Source organism: Leisingera sp. ABM4_103 (assembly GCF_056158685.1).
On record NZ_JBSWTU010000005.1, the window covers coordinates 1,718,632 to 1,735,375 of the forward strand.

At 61.4% G+C, this 16,744-nt stretch carries 10 protein-coding genes; 8 read left to right on the top strand and 2 right to left on the bottom strand.

Annotation, left to right across the window (positions count from 1 at the left end; all coding sequences use genetic code 11):
• The first annotated feature begins 86 nt into the window (after positions 1 to 86).
• The 3 genes from rpoB (at position 87) to ACXAED_RS09965 (ending at position 9,538) form a co-directional block, all read left to right on the top strand.
• Positions 87 to 4,223, top strand: coding sequence for a DNA-directed RNA polymerase subunit beta (rpoB, locus tag ACXAED_RS09955; RefSeq protein WP_475049273.1), 4,137 nt, complete (start codon positions 87 to 89; stop codon positions 4,221 to 4,223).
• Between the two features lie 53 nt (positions 4,224 to 4,276).
• Positions 4,277 to 8,521, top strand: a complete 4,245-nt coding sequence (gene rpoC, locus ACXAED_RS09960; protein ID WP_475049274.1) for a DNA-directed RNA polymerase subunit beta' — start codon at positions 4,277 to 4,279, stop codon at positions 8,519 to 8,521.
• Between the two features lie 141 nt (positions 8,522 to 8,662).
• On the top strand, positions 8,663 to 9,538 hold the full coding sequence (locus ACXAED_RS09965; RefSeq protein ID WP_475049277.1) for a DMT family transporter: 876 nt from the start codon (positions 8,663 to 8,665) through the stop codon (positions 9,536 to 9,538).
• A gap of 5 nt (positions 9,539 to 9,543) precedes the next feature.
• Here the strand turns inward: ACXAED_RS09965 and ACXAED_RS09970 are convergent, their stop codons facing one another.
• Positions 9,544 to 10,350: a putative rhamnosyl transferase gene (locus ACXAED_RS09970; RefSeq protein ID WP_475049279.1), complete on the bottom strand. Its 807-nt coding sequence runs from the start codon at positions 10,348 to 10,350 to the stop codon at positions 9,544 to 9,546.
• 365 nt (positions 10,351 to 10,715) lie between these two features.
• Here ACXAED_RS09970 and rpsL point away from each other — a divergent pair, with 365 nt between their 5' ends.
• From rpsL to tuf, 4 genes are all read left to right on the top strand, one after another.
• Complete coding sequence (gene rpsL / locus ACXAED_RS09975; RefSeq protein WP_005621086.1) at positions 10,716 to 11,087, top strand: 30S ribosomal protein S12; 372 nt, start codon at positions 10,716 to 10,718, stop codon at positions 11,085 to 11,087.
• A gap of 15 nt (positions 11,088 to 11,102) precedes the next feature.
• The gene (gene rpsG / locus ACXAED_RS09980) at positions 11,103 to 11,573 is read left to right on the top strand and encodes a 30S ribosomal protein S7 (RefSeq protein ID WP_421056997.1); all 471 of its coding nucleotides are present in this window, start codon (positions 11,103 to 11,105) and stop codon (positions 11,571 to 11,573) included.
• Positions 11,574 to 11,591: 18 nt separating this feature from the next.
• A complete protein-coding gene (gene fusA, locus ACXAED_RS09985; RefSeq protein WP_475049282.1) occupies positions 11,592 to 13,709 on the top strand; it encodes an elongation factor G in 2,118 nt (705 codons plus the stop codon).
• A 63-nt stretch (positions 13,710 to 13,772) separates the two neighbouring features.
• The gene (gene tuf / locus ACXAED_RS09990) at positions 13,773 to 14,948 is read left to right on the top strand and encodes an elongation factor Tu (protein WP_475049259.1); all 1,176 of its coding nucleotides are present in this window, start codon (positions 13,773 to 13,775) and stop codon (positions 14,946 to 14,948) included.
• Between the two features lie 378 nt (positions 14,949 to 15,326).
• On the opposite strand, the gene ACXAED_RS09995 is transcribed toward tuf, so the two are convergent.
• Positions 15,327 to 16,055 (bottom strand): carbohydrate-binding protein, encoded by a 729-nt coding sequence (locus ACXAED_RS09995; RefSeq protein ID WP_475049285.1) that lies wholly within the window; start codon positions 16,053 to 16,055, stop codon positions 15,327 to 15,329.
• Positions 16,056 to 16,424: 369 nt separating this feature from the next.
• Between ACXAED_RS09995 and rpsJ the strand changes: the two genes are divergently transcribed.
• Entirely contained in the window at positions 16,425 to 16,739 is a 315-nt protein-coding gene (gene rpsJ, locus ACXAED_RS10000) for a 30S ribosomal protein S10 (RefSeq protein ID WP_019298501.1), read from the top strand.
• The last annotated feature ends 5 nt before the right edge of the window (positions 16,740 to 16,744 follow it).

Sequence of the window (16,744 nt, forward strand, 5' to 3'; positions counted from 1 at the left end):
ATCCGAACGCGCTGTCTCGTATGGGCAAGGTGCCGGGGCCCGGCGGCAACCTTGACCGGTGAGAACTCGGAAAGGTGACATCTGACATGGCTCAATCGTTCCTTGGCCAGAAACGTCTACGTAAATACTACGGCAAAATCCGCGAAGTGCTGGAAATGCCGAACCTCATCGAGGTGCAGAAATCTTCCTATGATCTGTTCCTGCGCTCCGGCGATGCGAGCGAGCCGCTTGACGGCGAAGGCATCAAAGGTGTGTTCCAGTCGGTCTTCCCGATCAAGGACTTCAACGAAACCTCCGTTCTGGAGTTCGTGAAGTATTCCTTTGAGAAGCCGAAGTACGACGTCGAAGAGTGCATGCAGCGCGACATGACCTATTCGGCGCCGCTGAAGGTCACCCTGCGCCTGATCGTCTTTGATGTCGATGAGGACACCGGTGCGAAGTCCGTCAAGGACATCAAAGAGCAGGACGTCTTCATGGGCGACATGCCCCTGATGACCCCGAACGGCACCTTCATCGTGAACGGCACCGAGCGTGTGATCGTGTCCCAGATGCACCGCTCGCCGGGCGTGTTCTTCGACCACGACAAGGGCAAGACCCACTCCTCGGGCAAGCTGCTGTTCGCCTGCCGCATCATCCCGTACCGCGGCTCTTGGCTGGACTTCGAGTTCGACGCCAAGGACATCGTCTTTGCCCGTATCGACCGCCGCCGCAAGCTGCCGGTGACCACCCTGCTGTATGCCCTGGGCCTGGACCAGGAAGGCATCATGGATGCCTACTACAACACCGTCAACTTCAAGCTTGAGAAGTCCCGCGGCTGGGTCACCCCCTTCTTCCCCGAGCGCGTGCGCGGCACCCGCCCGACCTATGACCTGGTGGACGCCGGCACCGGCGAGATCATCTGCGAGGCGGGCAAGAAAGTCACCCCGCGCGCCGTCAAGAAGATGATCGAGGAAGGCACCATCACCGAGCTGCTGGTTCCCTTCGAGCATATCGTCGGCAAGTTCGTCGCCAAGGACATCATCAACGAAGACAACGGCGCGATCTATGTCGAAGCCGGTGATGAGCTGACCCTGGAATACGACAAGGACGGCGAACTGATCGGCGGCTCCCTGAAAGAGCTGCTGGATGCCGGTATCACCGACATCCCGGTGCTGGACATCGACAACGTCAACGTCGGCCCCTACATGCGCAACACCATGGCGCAGGACAAGAACCGGACCCGCGAAAGCGCGCTCATGGACATCTACCGTGTGATGCGCCCGGGCGAGCCGCCCACCGTCGAGGCCGCGTCGGCTCTGTTCGACACCCTGTTCTTCGATTCCGAGCGTTACGACCTCTCGGCTGTTGGCCGCGTGAAGATGAACATGCGCCTGGCGCTCGACGCCGAAGACACCCAGCGCACCCTGCGCAAGGAAGACATCGTCGCCTGTATCAAGGCGCTGGTCGACCTGCGTGACGGCCGCGGCGATGTCGACGACATCGACCACCTGGGCAACCGCCGCGTGCGGTCCGTCGGCGAACTGATGGAAAACCAGTACCGCGTCGGCCTGCTGCGCATGGAACGTGCGATCAAGGAACGGATGTCCTCCGTCGAGATCGACACGGTGATGCCGCAGGACCTGATCAACGCGAAACCGGCCGCAGCTGCCGTGCGCGAATTCTTCGGCTCCTCGCAGCTGTCGCAGTTCATGGACCAGACCAACCCGCTGTCGGAAGTCACCCACAAACGCCGCCTGTCGGCGCTTGGCCCGGGCGGCCTGACCCGCGAGCGTGCCGGCTTTGAGGTCCGCGACGTGCACCCGACCCACTATGGCCGGATGTGCCCGATTGAGACCCCGGAAGGCCCGAACATCGGTCTGATCAACTCGCTGGCGACCTTTGCGCGCGTCAACAAGTACGGCTTCATTGAGACGCCCTACCGCGTGGTGAAAGAAGGACAGGTGACCGATGAGGTTCACTACATGTCCGCCACCGAGGAAATGCGCCACACCGTGGCGCAGGCGAACGCGACCCTGGACGAGAACGGCAAGTTCATCAACGACCTGGTGTCCACCCGCCAGTCGGGTGACTACACCCTGGCGCCGAATGAAAGCGTCGACCTGATCGACGTGTCGCCGAAACAGCTGGTCTCGGTTGCGGCCTCGCTGATCCCGTTCCTGGAAAACGACGACGCCAACCGCGCTCTGATGGGCTCGAACATGCAGCGTCAGGCGGTTCCGCTGCTGCGCGCAGAGGCGCCGCTGGTCGGCACCGGCATCGAGGAAAAGGTTGCGATCGACTCCGGCGCGGCCATCCAGGCCAAGCGTGCGGGCATCATCGACCAGGTCGATGCGCAGCGTATCGTGATCCGGGCCACCGAAGACCTGGAACTGGGCGACGCGGGTGTGGACATCTACCGCATGCGCAAGTTCCAGCGTTCGAACCAGAACACCTGTATCAACCAGCGTCCGCTGGTGAAAGTGGGCGACACCGTGACCAAGGGCGAAGTCATCGCCGACGGTCCGTCGACCGACATGGGCGAACTGGCTCTGGGCAAGAACGTGGTCGTCGCGTTTATGCCGTGGAACGGCTATAACTATGAAGACTCCATCCTGATCTCTGAGCGCATCGCGCGTGACGACGTCTTCACCTCGGTCCACATCGAGGAATTCGAAGTCGCCGCCCGTGACACCAAGCTTGGGCCGGAAGAAATCACCCGCGACATCCCCAACGTCGGCGAGGAAGCCCTGCGCAACCTCGACGAGGCGGGCATCGTCTACATCGGCGCCGATGTGGAGCCGGGCGACATTCTGGTCGGCAAGATCACTCCGAAGGGCGAAAGCCCGATGACCCCGGAAGAGAAGCTGCTGCGCGCCATCTTCGGTGAAAAGGCATCTGACGTGCGCGACACCTCGCTGCGCGTGAAGCCGGGCGATTACGGTACTGTCGTGGAAGTGCGTGTCTTCAACCGCCACGGTGTGGAAAAAGACGAGCGTGCGCTGCAGATCGAGCGTGAGGAAGTCGAGCGTCTGGCCCGTGACCGGGACGACGAGCTGGCGATCCTGGACCGCAACATCTACGCCCGCCTGCGCGGCATGCTGCTGGGCAAAGTGGCTGTCAAAGGCCCCAAAGGCGTGCGTGCCGGCACCGAAATCACCGAGGATCTGCTGGACTCGCTGTCCCGCGGCCAGTGGTGGATGCTGGCGCTGGAAGACGAGCAGGACGCACAGGTGGTCGAGGCCCTGAACGAGCAGTACGAGGCGCAGAAGCGCGCCCTGGATGCCCGTTTCGAGGACAAGGTCGAGAAGGTCCGCCGCGGCGACGACCTGCCGCCGGGCGTGATGAAGATGGTCAAGGTCTTCATCGCGGTGAAGCGCAAGCTGCAGCCGGGCGACAAGATGGCCGGCCGTCACGGCAACAAAGGTGTGATTTCGAAAGTGGTGCCGATGGAGGACATGCCGTTCCTCGCCGACGGTACCCCGGTCGACTTCTGCCTTAACCCGCTGGGCGTGCCGTCGCGTATGAACGTCGGTCAGATCCTCGAAACCCACATGGGCTGGGCCGCACGCGGCCTCGGCATCAAGGTGGACGAGGCGCTGCAGGAATACCGCCGTTCCGGCGACCTGACCCCAGTGCGTGAAGCGATGCACGGCGCCTATGGCGATGATGTCTACGACGAAGGCATCGCGGGTATGTCCGAGGAGCAGCTGATCGAAGCCGCAGGCAATGTGACCCGCGGTGTGCCGATCGCAACCCCGGTCTTTGATGGCGCCAAGGAAGATGACGTCAACAACGCCCTGGTGCGTGCGGGCTTTGACCAGTCCGGCCAGTCGATCCTGTTCGACGGCCGCACCGGCGAGCAGTTCGCGCGTCCGGTCACCGTTGGCATCAAGTACCTGCTGAAGCTGCACCACCTGGTGGACGACAAGATCCACGCGCGTTCCACCGGCCCGTACTCGCTGGTCACCCAGCAGCCGCTGGGCGGTAAGGCGCAGTTCGGCGGTCAGCGCTTTGGTGAGATGGAAGTCTGGGCTCTGGAAGCCTATGGCGCCGCCTACACCCTGCAGGAGATGCTCACCGTCAAGTCGGATGACGTCGCCGGCCGGACCAAGGTCTACGAGTCGATCGTCAAGGGCGAGGACAACTTTGAAGCGGGTGTTCCGGAATCGTTCAACGTTCTGGTTAAAGAAGTCCGCGGCCTCGGCCTGAATATGGAACTCCTGGATGCGGAGGTTGAGGAGTAAGGGCCCTGCGCCCTTCTCCCGCTCCCCCCTTCCGCAAGATTTGAGGTATCAAAATGAACCAGGAAATCACCAACAACCCGTTCAACCCGCTGACCCCGCCGAAGGTCTTTGATGAAATCAAAGTCTCGCTGGCCAGCCCGGAACGGATCCTGTCTTGGTCCTATGGCGAAATCAAAAAGCCCGAGACCATCAACTACCGGACCTTCAAGCCGGAGCGCGACGGCCTGTTCTGCGCCCGGATCTTTGGACCGATCAAAGACTACGAATGCCTGTGCGGCAAATATAAGCGGATGAAGTACCGCGGCGTCGTCTGTGAAAAATGCGGCGTCGAGGTCACCCTGCAGAAAGTGCGCCGCGAGCGCATGGGCCACATTGAGCTGGCCGCACCGGTTGCGCACATCTGGTTCCTGAAGTCGCTGCCGTCCCGCATCGGCCTGATGCTGGACATGACCCTGCGCGACTTGGAGCGGGTTCTGTACTTCGAAAACTATGTTGTCATCGAGCCGGGCCTGACCGACCTGACCTATGGTCAGATGATGACCGAAGAAGAGTACATGGACGCCCAGGATGCCTATGGCATGGACGCCTTCACCGCCAACATTGGCGCTGAAGCGATCCGGGACATGCTGGCCCAGATCGACCTGGAATTGGAAGCCGAAACGCTGCGCGCCGAACTGGCCGAAGCAACCGGCGAACTGAAGCCCAAGAAGATCATCAAGCGTCTGAAAGTCGTGGAATCCTTCCTGGAGTCGGGCAACCGTCCGGAATGGATGATCATGACCGTGATCCCGGTCATCCCGCCGGAACTGCGTCCGCTGGTTCCGCTGGACGGCGGCCGCTTTGCGACTTCCGACCTGAACGACCTGTACCGCCGCGTCATCAACCGGAACAACCGCCTGAAGCGCCTGATCGAACTGCGTGCGCCGGACATCATCGTCCGCAACGAAAAGCGGATGCTGCAGGAATCCGTGGACGCGCTGTTCGACAACGGCCGCCGCGGCCGCGTCATCACCGGCGCCAACAAGCGCCCGCTGAAGTCGCTGTCCGACATGCTGAAAGGCAAGCAGGGCCGCTTCCGTCAGAACCTTCTGGGTAAGCGCGTCGACTTCTCCGGCCGTTCGGTGATTGTGACCGGTCCGGAACTCAAGCTGCACCAGTGCGGCCTGCCCAAGAAGATGGCGCTGGAGCTGTTCAAGCCCTTCATCTACTCGCGTCTGGAGGCCAAGGGCCTGTCTTCGACCGTGAAGCAGGCGAAGAAGCTGGTCGAAAAAGAGCGTCCCGAAGTGTGGGATATCCTGGACGAGGTGATCCGCGAGCACCCGGTGATGCTGAACCGCGCACCGACGCTGCACCGTCTCGGCATCCAGGCGTTTGAACCCACGCTGATCGAAGGCAAGGCGATCCAGCTGCACCCGCTGGTCTGCTCGGCGTTCAACGCGGACTTCGACGGCGACCAGATGGCTGTGCACGTCCCGCTGAGCCTTGAGGCCCAGCTGGAAGCGCGCGTTCTGATGATGTCCACGAACAACGTTCTGTCGCCCGCCAACGGCGCACCGATCATCGTTCCCTCGCAGGATATGATTCTGGGTCTCTACTACCTGACCCTGGAGCGCGAAGGCATGCCGGGTGAAGGCAAGGTGTTTGGCACCATCGACGAAGTTCAGCACGCGCTGGACGCCGGCGAGGTGCATCTGCACTCCAAGATCACCGCGCGGATCACCCAGATCGACGAAGAAGGCAACGAGGTTCTCCAGCGTTTCGAGACCACCCCGGGCCGTGTCCGTCTGGGCGCGCTGCTGCCGAAAAACGCCAAGGCACCGTTTGAACTGGTCAACCGCCTGCTGCGCAAGAAAGAGGTGCAGCAGGTCATCGACACCGTCTACCGCTATTGCGGCCAGAAGGAGTCGGTCATCTTCTGTGACCAGATCATGACCATGGGCTTCCGCGAAGCGTTCAAGGCCGGCATCTCCTTCGGCAAGGACGACATGGTGATCCCGGACAGCAAGTGGACCATCGTCGACGACACCCGCGAGCAGGTGAAAGACTTCGAACAGCAGTACATGGACGGCCTGATCACTCAGGGCGAAAAGTACAACAAGGTTGTCGATGCCTGGTCGAAGTGTAACGACAAGGTCACCGAAGCGATGATGGGCACCATCTCCGCTGACCGCCGGGACGAGAACGGCGCCGTGATGGAGCCGAACTCGGTCTACATGATGGCCCACTCCGGTGCGCGTGGCTCGGTCACCCAGATGAAGCAGCTGGGCGGGATGCGCGGCCTGATGGCCAAGCCGAACGGCGACATCATCGAAACCCCGATCATCTCGAACTTTAAAGAAGGCCTGACCGTTCTCGAGTACTTCAACTCGACCCACGGTGCCCGTAAGGGTCTGTCCGACACCGCGCTTAAGACGGCGAACTCGGGTTACCTGACCCGCCGTCTGGTCGACGTGGCTCAGGACTGCATCGTGCGTGAGCATGACTGCGGCACCGAGCGCGCGATCACTGCGGAAGCGGCGATCAACGACGGTGAAGTGGTGGCCTCGCTGGGCGAACGCATCCTGGGCCGTGTGGCTGCGGATGACATCAAGCGTCCCGGCACCGATGAGATCATCATCGCGGCTGGCCAGCTGATCGACGAACGCATGGCAGATGCAGTGGAAGAGGCCGGCGTTCAGTCGACCCGCATCCGCTCGCCGCTGACCTGTGAGTTGGAAGAGGGCGTCTGCGCCATGTGCTACGGCCGTGACCTGGCCCGCGGTACTCAGGTGAACACCGGCGAAGCTGTCGGCATCATCGCGGCACAGTCGATCGGTGAACCCGGCACCCAGCTGACCATGCGGACCTTCCACATCGGCGGCGTTGCCCAGGGCGGCCAGCAGTCGTTCCTGGAAGCGTCTCAGGAAGGCAAGATCGTGTTCGAGATGCCGCAGACCCTGGAGAACGCCAACGGCGAGACCCTGGTTGTCGGCCGCAACATGAAGCTGATCATCCAGGACGAGCACGGCGAAGAGCGCGCCAGCCACAAGCTGGGCTACGGCTCCAAGCTGTTCGTCAAGGAAGGCCAGCAGGTCAACCGCGGCGACAAGCTGTTCGAATGGGACCCCTATACCCTGCCGATCATCGCCGAGAAGCCGGGTACCGCCAAGTATGTCGACCTGGTCTCGGGCCTGGCCGTCCGCGACGAGACCGACGAAGCCACCGGCATGACCCAGAAGATCGTGATCGACTGGCGTGCGGCTCCGAAGGGCTCCGACCTGAAGCCGGAAATCATCCTGGTCGATGGCAACGGCGAACCGGTGCGCAACGACAACGGCAACCCGCTGACCTACCCGATGTCCGTGGACGCCATTCTGTCGGTCGAAGACGGCCAGCAGATCATGGCAGGTGACGTTGTCGCGCGTATCCCGCGTGAAGGCGCCAAGACCAAGGACATTACCGGTGGTCTGCCGCGCGTTGCGGAACTGTTCGAAGCCCGCCGTCCGAAAGATCACGCGATCATCGCCGAAATCGATGGTTACGTGCGCTTCGGCCGCGACTACAAGAACAAGCGCCGTATCGCGATCGAGCCGTCGGACGAGTCGATGGAAGCCGTCGAATACATGGTGCCCAAGGGCAAGCACATTCCGGTTCAGGAAGGTGATTTTGTCCAGAAGGGCGACTACATCATGGACGGCAACCCGGCGCCGCATGACATCCTGTCCATCATGGGTGTCGAGGCACTGGCGAACTACATGATCGACGAGGTCCAGGACGTCTACCGTCTGCAGGGTGTGAAGATCAACGACAAGCACATCGAGGTGATCGTTCGCCAGATGCTGCAGAAGTGGGAGATCTCCGACTCCGGCGACACGACGCTGCTGAAAGGCGAGCACGTGGACAAGCAGGAATTCGACGCCGCCAACGAAAAGGCGCTGGCCCGCGGCAAGCGTCCTGCTCAGGGCGAACCGATCCTGCTGGGTATCACCAAGGCATCGCTGCAGACCCGCTCCTTCATCTCGGCGGCCTCCTTCCAGGAGACCACCCGGGTCCTCACCGAGGCTTCGGTGCAGGGCAAGAAGGACAAGCTGGTCGGCCTCAAGGAGAACGTCATCGTGGGCCGCCTGATCCCGGCCGGCACCGGCGGCGCGACCCAGCGGGTGCGCCAGATTGCCCAGGGCCGCGACAACGTGGTGCTGGAAGCCCGCCGCGAGGAAGCCGAAGCCGCTGCAGCCCTGGCCGCACCGGTGATGGACGAGGACGTGATGGGCGGCGACGACGCGGATATTCTGGTCGAAACCCCGGAAAGCCGCGACTAAGCTGCGGCAGCAAGCAAACAGAAAAGCCCCCGCATCTCCGGTGCGGGGGCTTTTTCATTTCTGCGGCTGCGGCTATCTGTTGCCGGACAGGGAGGGCGCAGGGATGAATGCCAGGCTGCAATTGACCACAGCGGGGCAGCGATGACCCCGAACCAGACCGGGGCGCTGCTGATGACGGCGGCGATGGCGGCCTATACCTTCAACGACGCGCTGGTAAAGCTGATCGGCGGGGCGCTGCCGCTGCCGCAGATCCTGACTGTCCGCGGCATTGCCGCCAGTTTCCTGATCTATCTTCTGGCCCTGCGGCTAGGCGGCCTCCGCCTGCGGCTGCCGGGCCGGGCTTGGGGTATGATCGCATTGCGCTGTGCCGCGGAGGTGGCGGCCACCTATCTGTTCCTGACCGCGCTGTTGCTGATGCCGATCGCCAACGTCACCGCGGTGCTTCAGGTGCTGCCGCTGGCGGTGACGCTCAGTGCGGCGCTGTTCCTGCGCGAACCCGTGGGCTGGCGCCGGATGGCGGCGATTGCCGCAGGTTTTGCGGGAATGCTTCTGATTGTGCGGCCGGGGCCGGAGGGCTTCAGCGACGGCGCGCTTTATGCGCTGGCGGCAGTGGCCTGCATCACCGCCCGCGACCTGGTCACCCGCCGGATGCCGCCAGAGGTGCCGTCGATGACCGTGACCCTGATGTCTTCCCTCGCCGTGACGGCGTTCGGGATAGCCACCTCCGCCGCAGTGGACTGGCAGCCGATGCACAGCAGCGGCTATCTGATCCTGACCGGCGCGGCACTGTTCATTTTCGCGGGCTACCTGTGTTCGGTCATGACCATGCGGGTGGGAGAGATCGCCGTGATCGCGCCCTTGCGCTACAGCGGCTTGATCTGGGCGCTGATCCTGGGCTGGCTGGTGTTCGGCGAGTGGCCGGACCTGCTGACGATTGCCGGGGCGGCAATCGTCGCCGGTGCAGGGATGTTCACCTTCTACCGGGAACGCAGGCAGGCCCGAAAGCTGCGGGTCTGAATTTCTCAGCCCCTGCCGAACACTTCCTTCACATGAGCGGACCGGATCGCAAACCGGGCTTCGAACTCGCCTTCCCTTTCCGGTGTCAGCGGCGTCAGGTCAGGCTGCCATCCGCCCTCGGCCCTGGAATTGTTGAACTGGTTATGAGTGCGCACGAACATCGGGTAGTCAGTCAGCGTCACCGTCGGCATGAAGCGGTTGATCTTGTGGTGGCCGAAATTCATGATCGTCTGCTCACAGCCGCGGCGCACGTGCATGCCCAGGGCGGCCACGAAATAGGGGTGAACGCCCTCCGCCGCCGCGATCCCCTTCGGTCCCGCCTGCGCGATGAAGCCCCGGTTGAAATCAATGGCCACGGTCCTGTTCTTCCGCATCAGCGGCCGGCAGTCCTCGGTGACCGCGCGCAGCCGTTCGACAAATTCGACCGACACGGCGTCGTCATCATCATGGCGGAACTGCAGGCAGGGCTGGTCGTGATCCCGGCGGGCCTGGTTGATGATCTCCTTCATAACCTCCCGGTGGCGGCGCGGCGGTTCTGCACGAATCTGCACCTGAGGCATTCCGGCGGTCAGGTCGCGCAGCCGGTCCAGATGCACCCGGGGCAGGCTGTCGCCGGTCACAAGGATCAGGTCGAAATCCTGATCGGTCTGCTCTTTCAGGCAGGGCAGGGAGATGGTCTCGAACAGGCGGAACCGCTCCTCCATCCGCGCTTCGGCATAAAGGTAGGCGATGCGCTCTTTGATCGTCTCATGCTCGACCTGGAACCCGCCAAGCGCCGGATAGGAAAACCGGCACAAACCGATGACTTGCATTCTGAAATCCGTTTCGTGACAAAGGCGGTTGCGCCGACTATGCCGGGCGCGCCAATGTCTGGCAAGCGCCGGCACGGGGCCGGGCAGGGGCCCCGCGCCCGCCCGCTGTTGACAACCAGCGCGACTCCCCATATACGCGCGGCTATCCGGCACCCGGAGTGTATTCTTCGTAAGCCGAATTCAAAATTGCAGTGGCTCAAGGCCTGGGCACTTTTACCACCCGGGCCCTCTGTAAACTCACCGCGTCGTCTCACCTCGGAATGGGAGCGATTGCGGTTTTTGCGCTTGTGGACGCATGAGTGCAGCGAAATCACCCGCACGCGCCGGCGTGCATGACAGTGTTGCAAAACGGGGAATAAACCGGAATGCCAACGATCCAGCAGCTGATCCGCAAGCCGCGGCAGCCGAAAGTTAAACGCTCGAAGTCCATGCACCTGGAACAGTGCCCGCAAAAGCGCGGCGTCTGCACCCGCGTGTACACCACCACCCCGAAGAAGCCGAACTCCGCTATGCGGAAAGTTGCGAAGGTCCGCCTGACCAACGGTTTCGAAGTGATCTCCTACATCCCCGGTGAAAGCCACAACCTTCAGGAGCACTCTGTGGTTCTGATCCGTGGCGGCCGTGTAAAAGACCTTCCGGGTGTCCGTTACCACATCCTGCGCGGTGTTCTGGATACCCAGGGCGTTAAAGACCGTAAGCAGCGCCGCTCGAAGTACGGCGCGAAGCGTCCTAAGTAAGAAGGAGAGAGCGAGATGTCCCGTCGTCACGCCGCAGAGAAGCGCGAAGTCCTGCCCGACGCCAAGTTCGGCGACCGCGTTCTGACCAAATTCATGAACAACCTGATGATCGACGGCAAGAAGTCGGTCGCAGAGCGTATCGTGTACAACGCGCTTGACCGCGTTGAAACCAAGATCAAGCGCGCCCCGGTGGAAGTCTTCCACGAAGCGCTGGACAACGTGAAGCCGTCCGTTGAGGTCCGCTCCCGCCGTGTTGGCGGTGCAACCTACCAGGTTCCGGTCGAAGTCCGTCCCGAGCGCCGCGAAGCTCTGGCAATCCGCTGGCTGATCACCGCCGCACGCAACCGCAACGAAAACACCATGGAAGAGCGCCTCGCCGGCGAGCTGCTGGACGCTGTTCAGTCCCGTGGCACCGCGGTCAAGAAGCGCGAAGACACCCACAAGATGGCCGAGGCGAACAAAGCCTTCAGCCACTATCGCTGGTAAGCTAGAGGACCTAGACCTATGGCACGCGAATATCCCCTCGAACTGTACCGTAACTTCGGTATCATGGCGCACATCGACGCAGGTAAAACCACCTGCTCCGAGCGCATCCTGTATTACACCGGCAAATCCCACAACATCGGTGAGGTGCACGACGGTGCAGCCACCATGGACTGGATGGAGCAGGAACAGGAACGCGGCATCACCATCACCTCGGCTGCGACCACCACCTTCTGGGAACGCACCGAAGACGGCAAGACCGCTGACTCTCCGAAGCACCGCCTGAACATCATCGACACCCCCGGCCACGTTGACTTCACCATTGAAGTTGAGCGTTCGCTGGCGGTTCTCGACGGTGCTGTCTGTGTTCTGGACGCCAACGCCGGTGTTGAGCCGCAGACCGAAACCGTGTGGCGTCAGGCTGACCGCTACAAGGTTCCGCGCATGGTGTTCGTCAACAAGATGGACAAGATCGGCGCCGACTTCTTCAACTGCGTCAACATGATCGAAGACCGTACCGGCGCCCGCGCGGTTCCGGTTGGTGTGCCGATCGGCGCCGAGAACGAGCTGGAAGGCCTGGTTGACCTGGTCAACATGGAAGAATGGCTGTGGCAGGGCGAAGACCTGGGCGCATCCTGGGTCAAAGCTCCGATCCGCGACAGCCTGAAAGACATGGCTGACGAATGGCGCGGCAAGATGATCGAAGCGGCCGTCGAAATGGACGACGACGCGATGGAAGCATACCTGGAAGGCGAAGAGCCCGACGTTCCGACCCTGCGCAAACTGCTGCGCAAGGGCACCCTGGAGCTGGCCTTCGTTCCGGTCTTGGGCGGTTCCGCGTTCAAGAACAAAGGCGTTCAGCCGCTGCTCAACGCTGTGATCGACTACCTGCCCAGCCCGCTGGACGTTGTCGACTACATGGGCTTCAAACCCGGTGACGAAGAAGAAGTCCGTAACATTGCCCGCCGCGCGGACGATGACATGGCGTTCTCCGGCCTGGCGTTCAAGATCATGAACGACCCGTTCGTCGGCTCCCTGACCTTCACCCGGATCTACTCCGGCGTGCTGAACAAGGGCGACACCCTGCTGAACTCGACCAAGGGCAAGAAAGAGCGCGTTGGCCGGATGATGATGATGCACTCGAACAACCGTGAGGAAATCACGGAAGCGTTCGCAGGCGACATCATCGCGCTGGCAGGCCTGAAGGACACCACCACCGGTGACACCCTCTGCGCCGTCAACGACCCGGTCGTTCTGGAAACCATGACCTTCCCCGATCCGGTGATCGAGATCGCGGTCGAGCCGAAAACCAAGGCCGACCAGGAGAAGATGTCCCAGGGTCTGGCCCGTCTGGCCGCCGAAGACCCGTCCTTCCGCGTCGAGACCGACCTCGAGTCCGGTCAGACCATCATGAAGGGCATGGGCGAACTTCACCTGGACATCCTGGTGGACCGCCTCAAGCGCGAGTTCAAGGTTGAGGCGAACATCGGTGCGCCGCAGGTGGCCTACCGCGAGACCATCTCCAAAGAGGTCGAGCACTCCTACACCCACAAGAAACAGTCGGGTGGTTCGGGCCAGTTCGCCGAGGTGAAACTGATCATCTCGCCGACAGAGCCGGGCGAAGGCTACTCCTTCGAATCCCGTATCGTCGGCGGTGCGGTTCCGAAGGAATACATCCCGGGCGTCGAAAAAGGCATCCAGTCCGTCATGGACAGCGGCCCGCTGGCCGGCTTCCCCGTGATCGACTTCAAGGTTGCCCTGATCGACGGTAAGTTCCACGACGTGGACTCCTCGGTTCTGGCCTTTGAAATCGCTGCCCGCATGGGCATGCGTGAAGGCATGCGCAAAGCTGGTGCGAAACTGCTCGAGCCGGTGATGAAGGTTGAGGTGATCACCCCGGAAGAATACACCGGCGGCATCATCGGCGACCTGACATCCCGCCGCGGCCAGGTGTCCGGCCAGGAGAACCGCGGCAACGCAATCGCCATCGACGCGTTTGTGCCGCTGGCGAACATGTTCGGCTACATCAACACCCTGCGTTCGATGAGCTCGGGCCGCGCCCAGTTCACCATGCAGTTCGACCACTACGAGCCGGTGCCGCAGAACATCTCGGAAGAGATCCAGGCGAAATACGCGTAAGCGTCAAGAAATTGAGGGGTTCGCAATCCGCGCGGGCCCCTCTCGAAACAAAAGGAGGCCATCATGGCTAAGGAAAAGTTTGAACGTAATAAACCGCACGTCAACATCGGCACCGTCGGCCACGTTGACCACGGCAAAACCACGCTGACCGCAGCGATCACCAAGTACTTCGGCGACTTCAAAGCCTACGACCAGATCGACGGCGCGCCGGAAGAAAAAGCCCGCGGCATCACCATCTCCACCGCCCACGTGGAATATGAAACCGACGCGCGCCACTACGCCCACGTCGACTGCCCCGGCCACGCCGACTACGTCAAGAACATGATCACCGGTGCCGCTCAGATGGACGGCGCGATCCTGGTGGTGAACGCTGCTGACGGCCCGATGCCGCAGACCCGCGAGCACATCCTGCTGGCGCGTCAGGTTGGCGTTCCGGCGCTGGTCGTGTTCATGAACAAAGTGGACCAGGTCGACGACGAAGAGCTGCTGGAGCTGGTGGAAATGGAAATCCGCGAGCTGCTGTCCTCCTACGAGTTCCCGGGCGACGATATTCCGATCATCGCAGGTTCCGCGCTGGCGGCGATGGAAGGCCGTGACCCGGAAATCGGCGAAAACAAGATCAAAGAGCTGATGGCGGCCGTGGACGAATACATCCCGACCCCCGAGCGTGCGGTTGACCAGCCGTTCCTGATGCCGATCGAAGACGTGTTCTCGATCTCCGGCCGCGGCACCGTTGTGACCGGCCGTGTCGAGCGCGGTGTGATCAATGTTGGCGACGAAATCGAAATCGTCGGCATCAAAGACACTTCGAAAACCACCTGCACCGGTGTGGAAATGTTCCGCAAGCTGCTGGACCGCGGTGAAGCCGGCGACAACATCGGCGCCCTGCTGCGCGGTGTGGACCGTGAATCCGTTGAGCGCGGCCAGGTGCTGTGCAAGCCGGGTTCCGTGACCCCGCACACCAAGTTCGAAGCCGAAGCCTACATCCTGACCAAGGAAGAAGGCGGCCGCCACACCCCGTTCTTCGCGAACTACCGTCCGCAGTTCTACTTCCGCACCACCGACGTGACCGGCACCGTGACCCTGCCGGAAGGCACCGAGATGGTGATGCCGGGCGACAACCTGAAGTTCGCGGTTGAGCTGATCGCGCCGATCGCGATGGAAGACGGCCTGCGCTTCGCCATCCGCGAAGGCGGCCGCACCGTCGGCGCCGGCGTTGTTTCCAAAATCATCGAGTGATTTTGGAAGCAGTGGGCGGCAGGCGGTTTTCCGCAGGAAAATCGCTGAGAGCCACACGGTTCTGATTACAGAAAGGGCCGCTCGATTGAGCGGCCCTTTTTCTATGTGGCGCACGGCCTCCGTAGGGTGGGCAATTTGCCCACCATTTTGGAACACTGGACACGCCCACCTCCCTGCCTCTTCCCGCAACCTCTGAACAGGGCAGGGACCGGCCTGGGGCCGGAGGCCGTCTTGCAAAAGCTCCAGTGGAGCATTTGAGGCCGCAGGGAGCGCCAGCTCCGGGTGCGATGCAATCGCGCCCGCCCGTTTTGCCGGAGGCAAACCTTAGGTCCGGCGCAGGCCGGGCGCGGCCCGAACGCGCTCAGCGCAGAAGAAGTCTTACGGGACAAGCGTGAACTTTAGCGCTTCGATATGTGGGAATACACTGTCAGAAGACAGCCGCACCAGGTTTGGACCTGGTTCTAGCGTAACTTGGCCAGCTTCTTGGTAGCGTTGGTACTCCAAACCCCACCCGCCCGTTGGCTCGCCTGCAACGTTCTCCAGAACCAGTTCACGGTCGTTTACTGAAACATTTACAGGCCGCGAACTGGCAGCAGCCAACCTAATCTGTAAACTATATATCCCCCCAGTCGTTGACGTCACCTTGAATGTAGCGGCATTAGCCTTTTCTTGAAAAGGTGGGGAGTTCATCACGATAAAACGTCCGTAAATTTCAGGAAGTGGACCGACCGCTGTGCCTTCGAGGCCAACTATGTTTCCAACTGTAGCGATGATTTCGGCGTCGGGCTGAACACCTACTTCCTCCTCGGCTTCCTGCTTTGGCAAGAAAACATCTTCGTCTGATTGTCGGTGTAACGAATTCGTGGTGCTGAGAACTGTTGCAACCGCGATGCCCGAGAAGAAGACAGTGGTAGTTACAAAAGCTACCAACCTTATACGGTGAAGGGGCGTATTCCAAAATAAGATTATAGCAAGTGAGCTTAGCAGCACGCACAAAAAGGAGAAAACCAAAAGGTTTTCAGTCACAATTCCTTGTGCTATTTGTTTTGCTATGTCGAGTAGTACCGATATTGGCACGTCTTTGATCGAAATTTCGGACGTTCCCATGTTCCCCACCCATTTCTATATTGAGCGTGTGCAAGCTCGGGTTTGGTCATGAGAGTGTAACACACTTTCTTCCAAAAGCTGCGGTCTGCGTATAAAGAAAACCTAGTTATCGTCGCAGTCGAAACTGCAATCGGTCTGTGTGTCGAAGTTCTTAACGCCCCCCCCCAAACAAACCTCAAACGCACCGTCCTCCGCAAACGCAACTGTTTCGCGGCGAAACCCCTTGCCACAGGGGCCCGCAGGGCGTATAGGGCGCGAGTTCGCTGATGCGAATGGAGGCGGGATGATTCCCGCCTTTTGGGTTCGATGAGGGATTGCGGTGAGCGCAGGCCCTCCTCTCAACCCCAACGCCTAGAATAAGGCTATACGATGCAAAGCCAAAACATCCGTATCCGGCTGAAGGCATTTGACTACCGCGTGCTGGATGCCAGCACCCAGGAAATCGTCAACACTGCCAAGCGGACCGGCGCGCAAGTGCGCGGCCCGATCCCGATGCCGAACAAGATCGAGAAATTCACTGTTCTGCGTGGCCCCCACGTTGACAAGAAATCCCGCGATCAGTTCGAGATCCGCACTCACAAGCGTCTTCTCGACATCGTCGACCCGACCCCGCAGACCGTGGACGCGCTGATGAAGCTCGACCTGGCCGCCGGCGTTGACGTCGAAATCAAGCTGCAGTCGTAAGATCG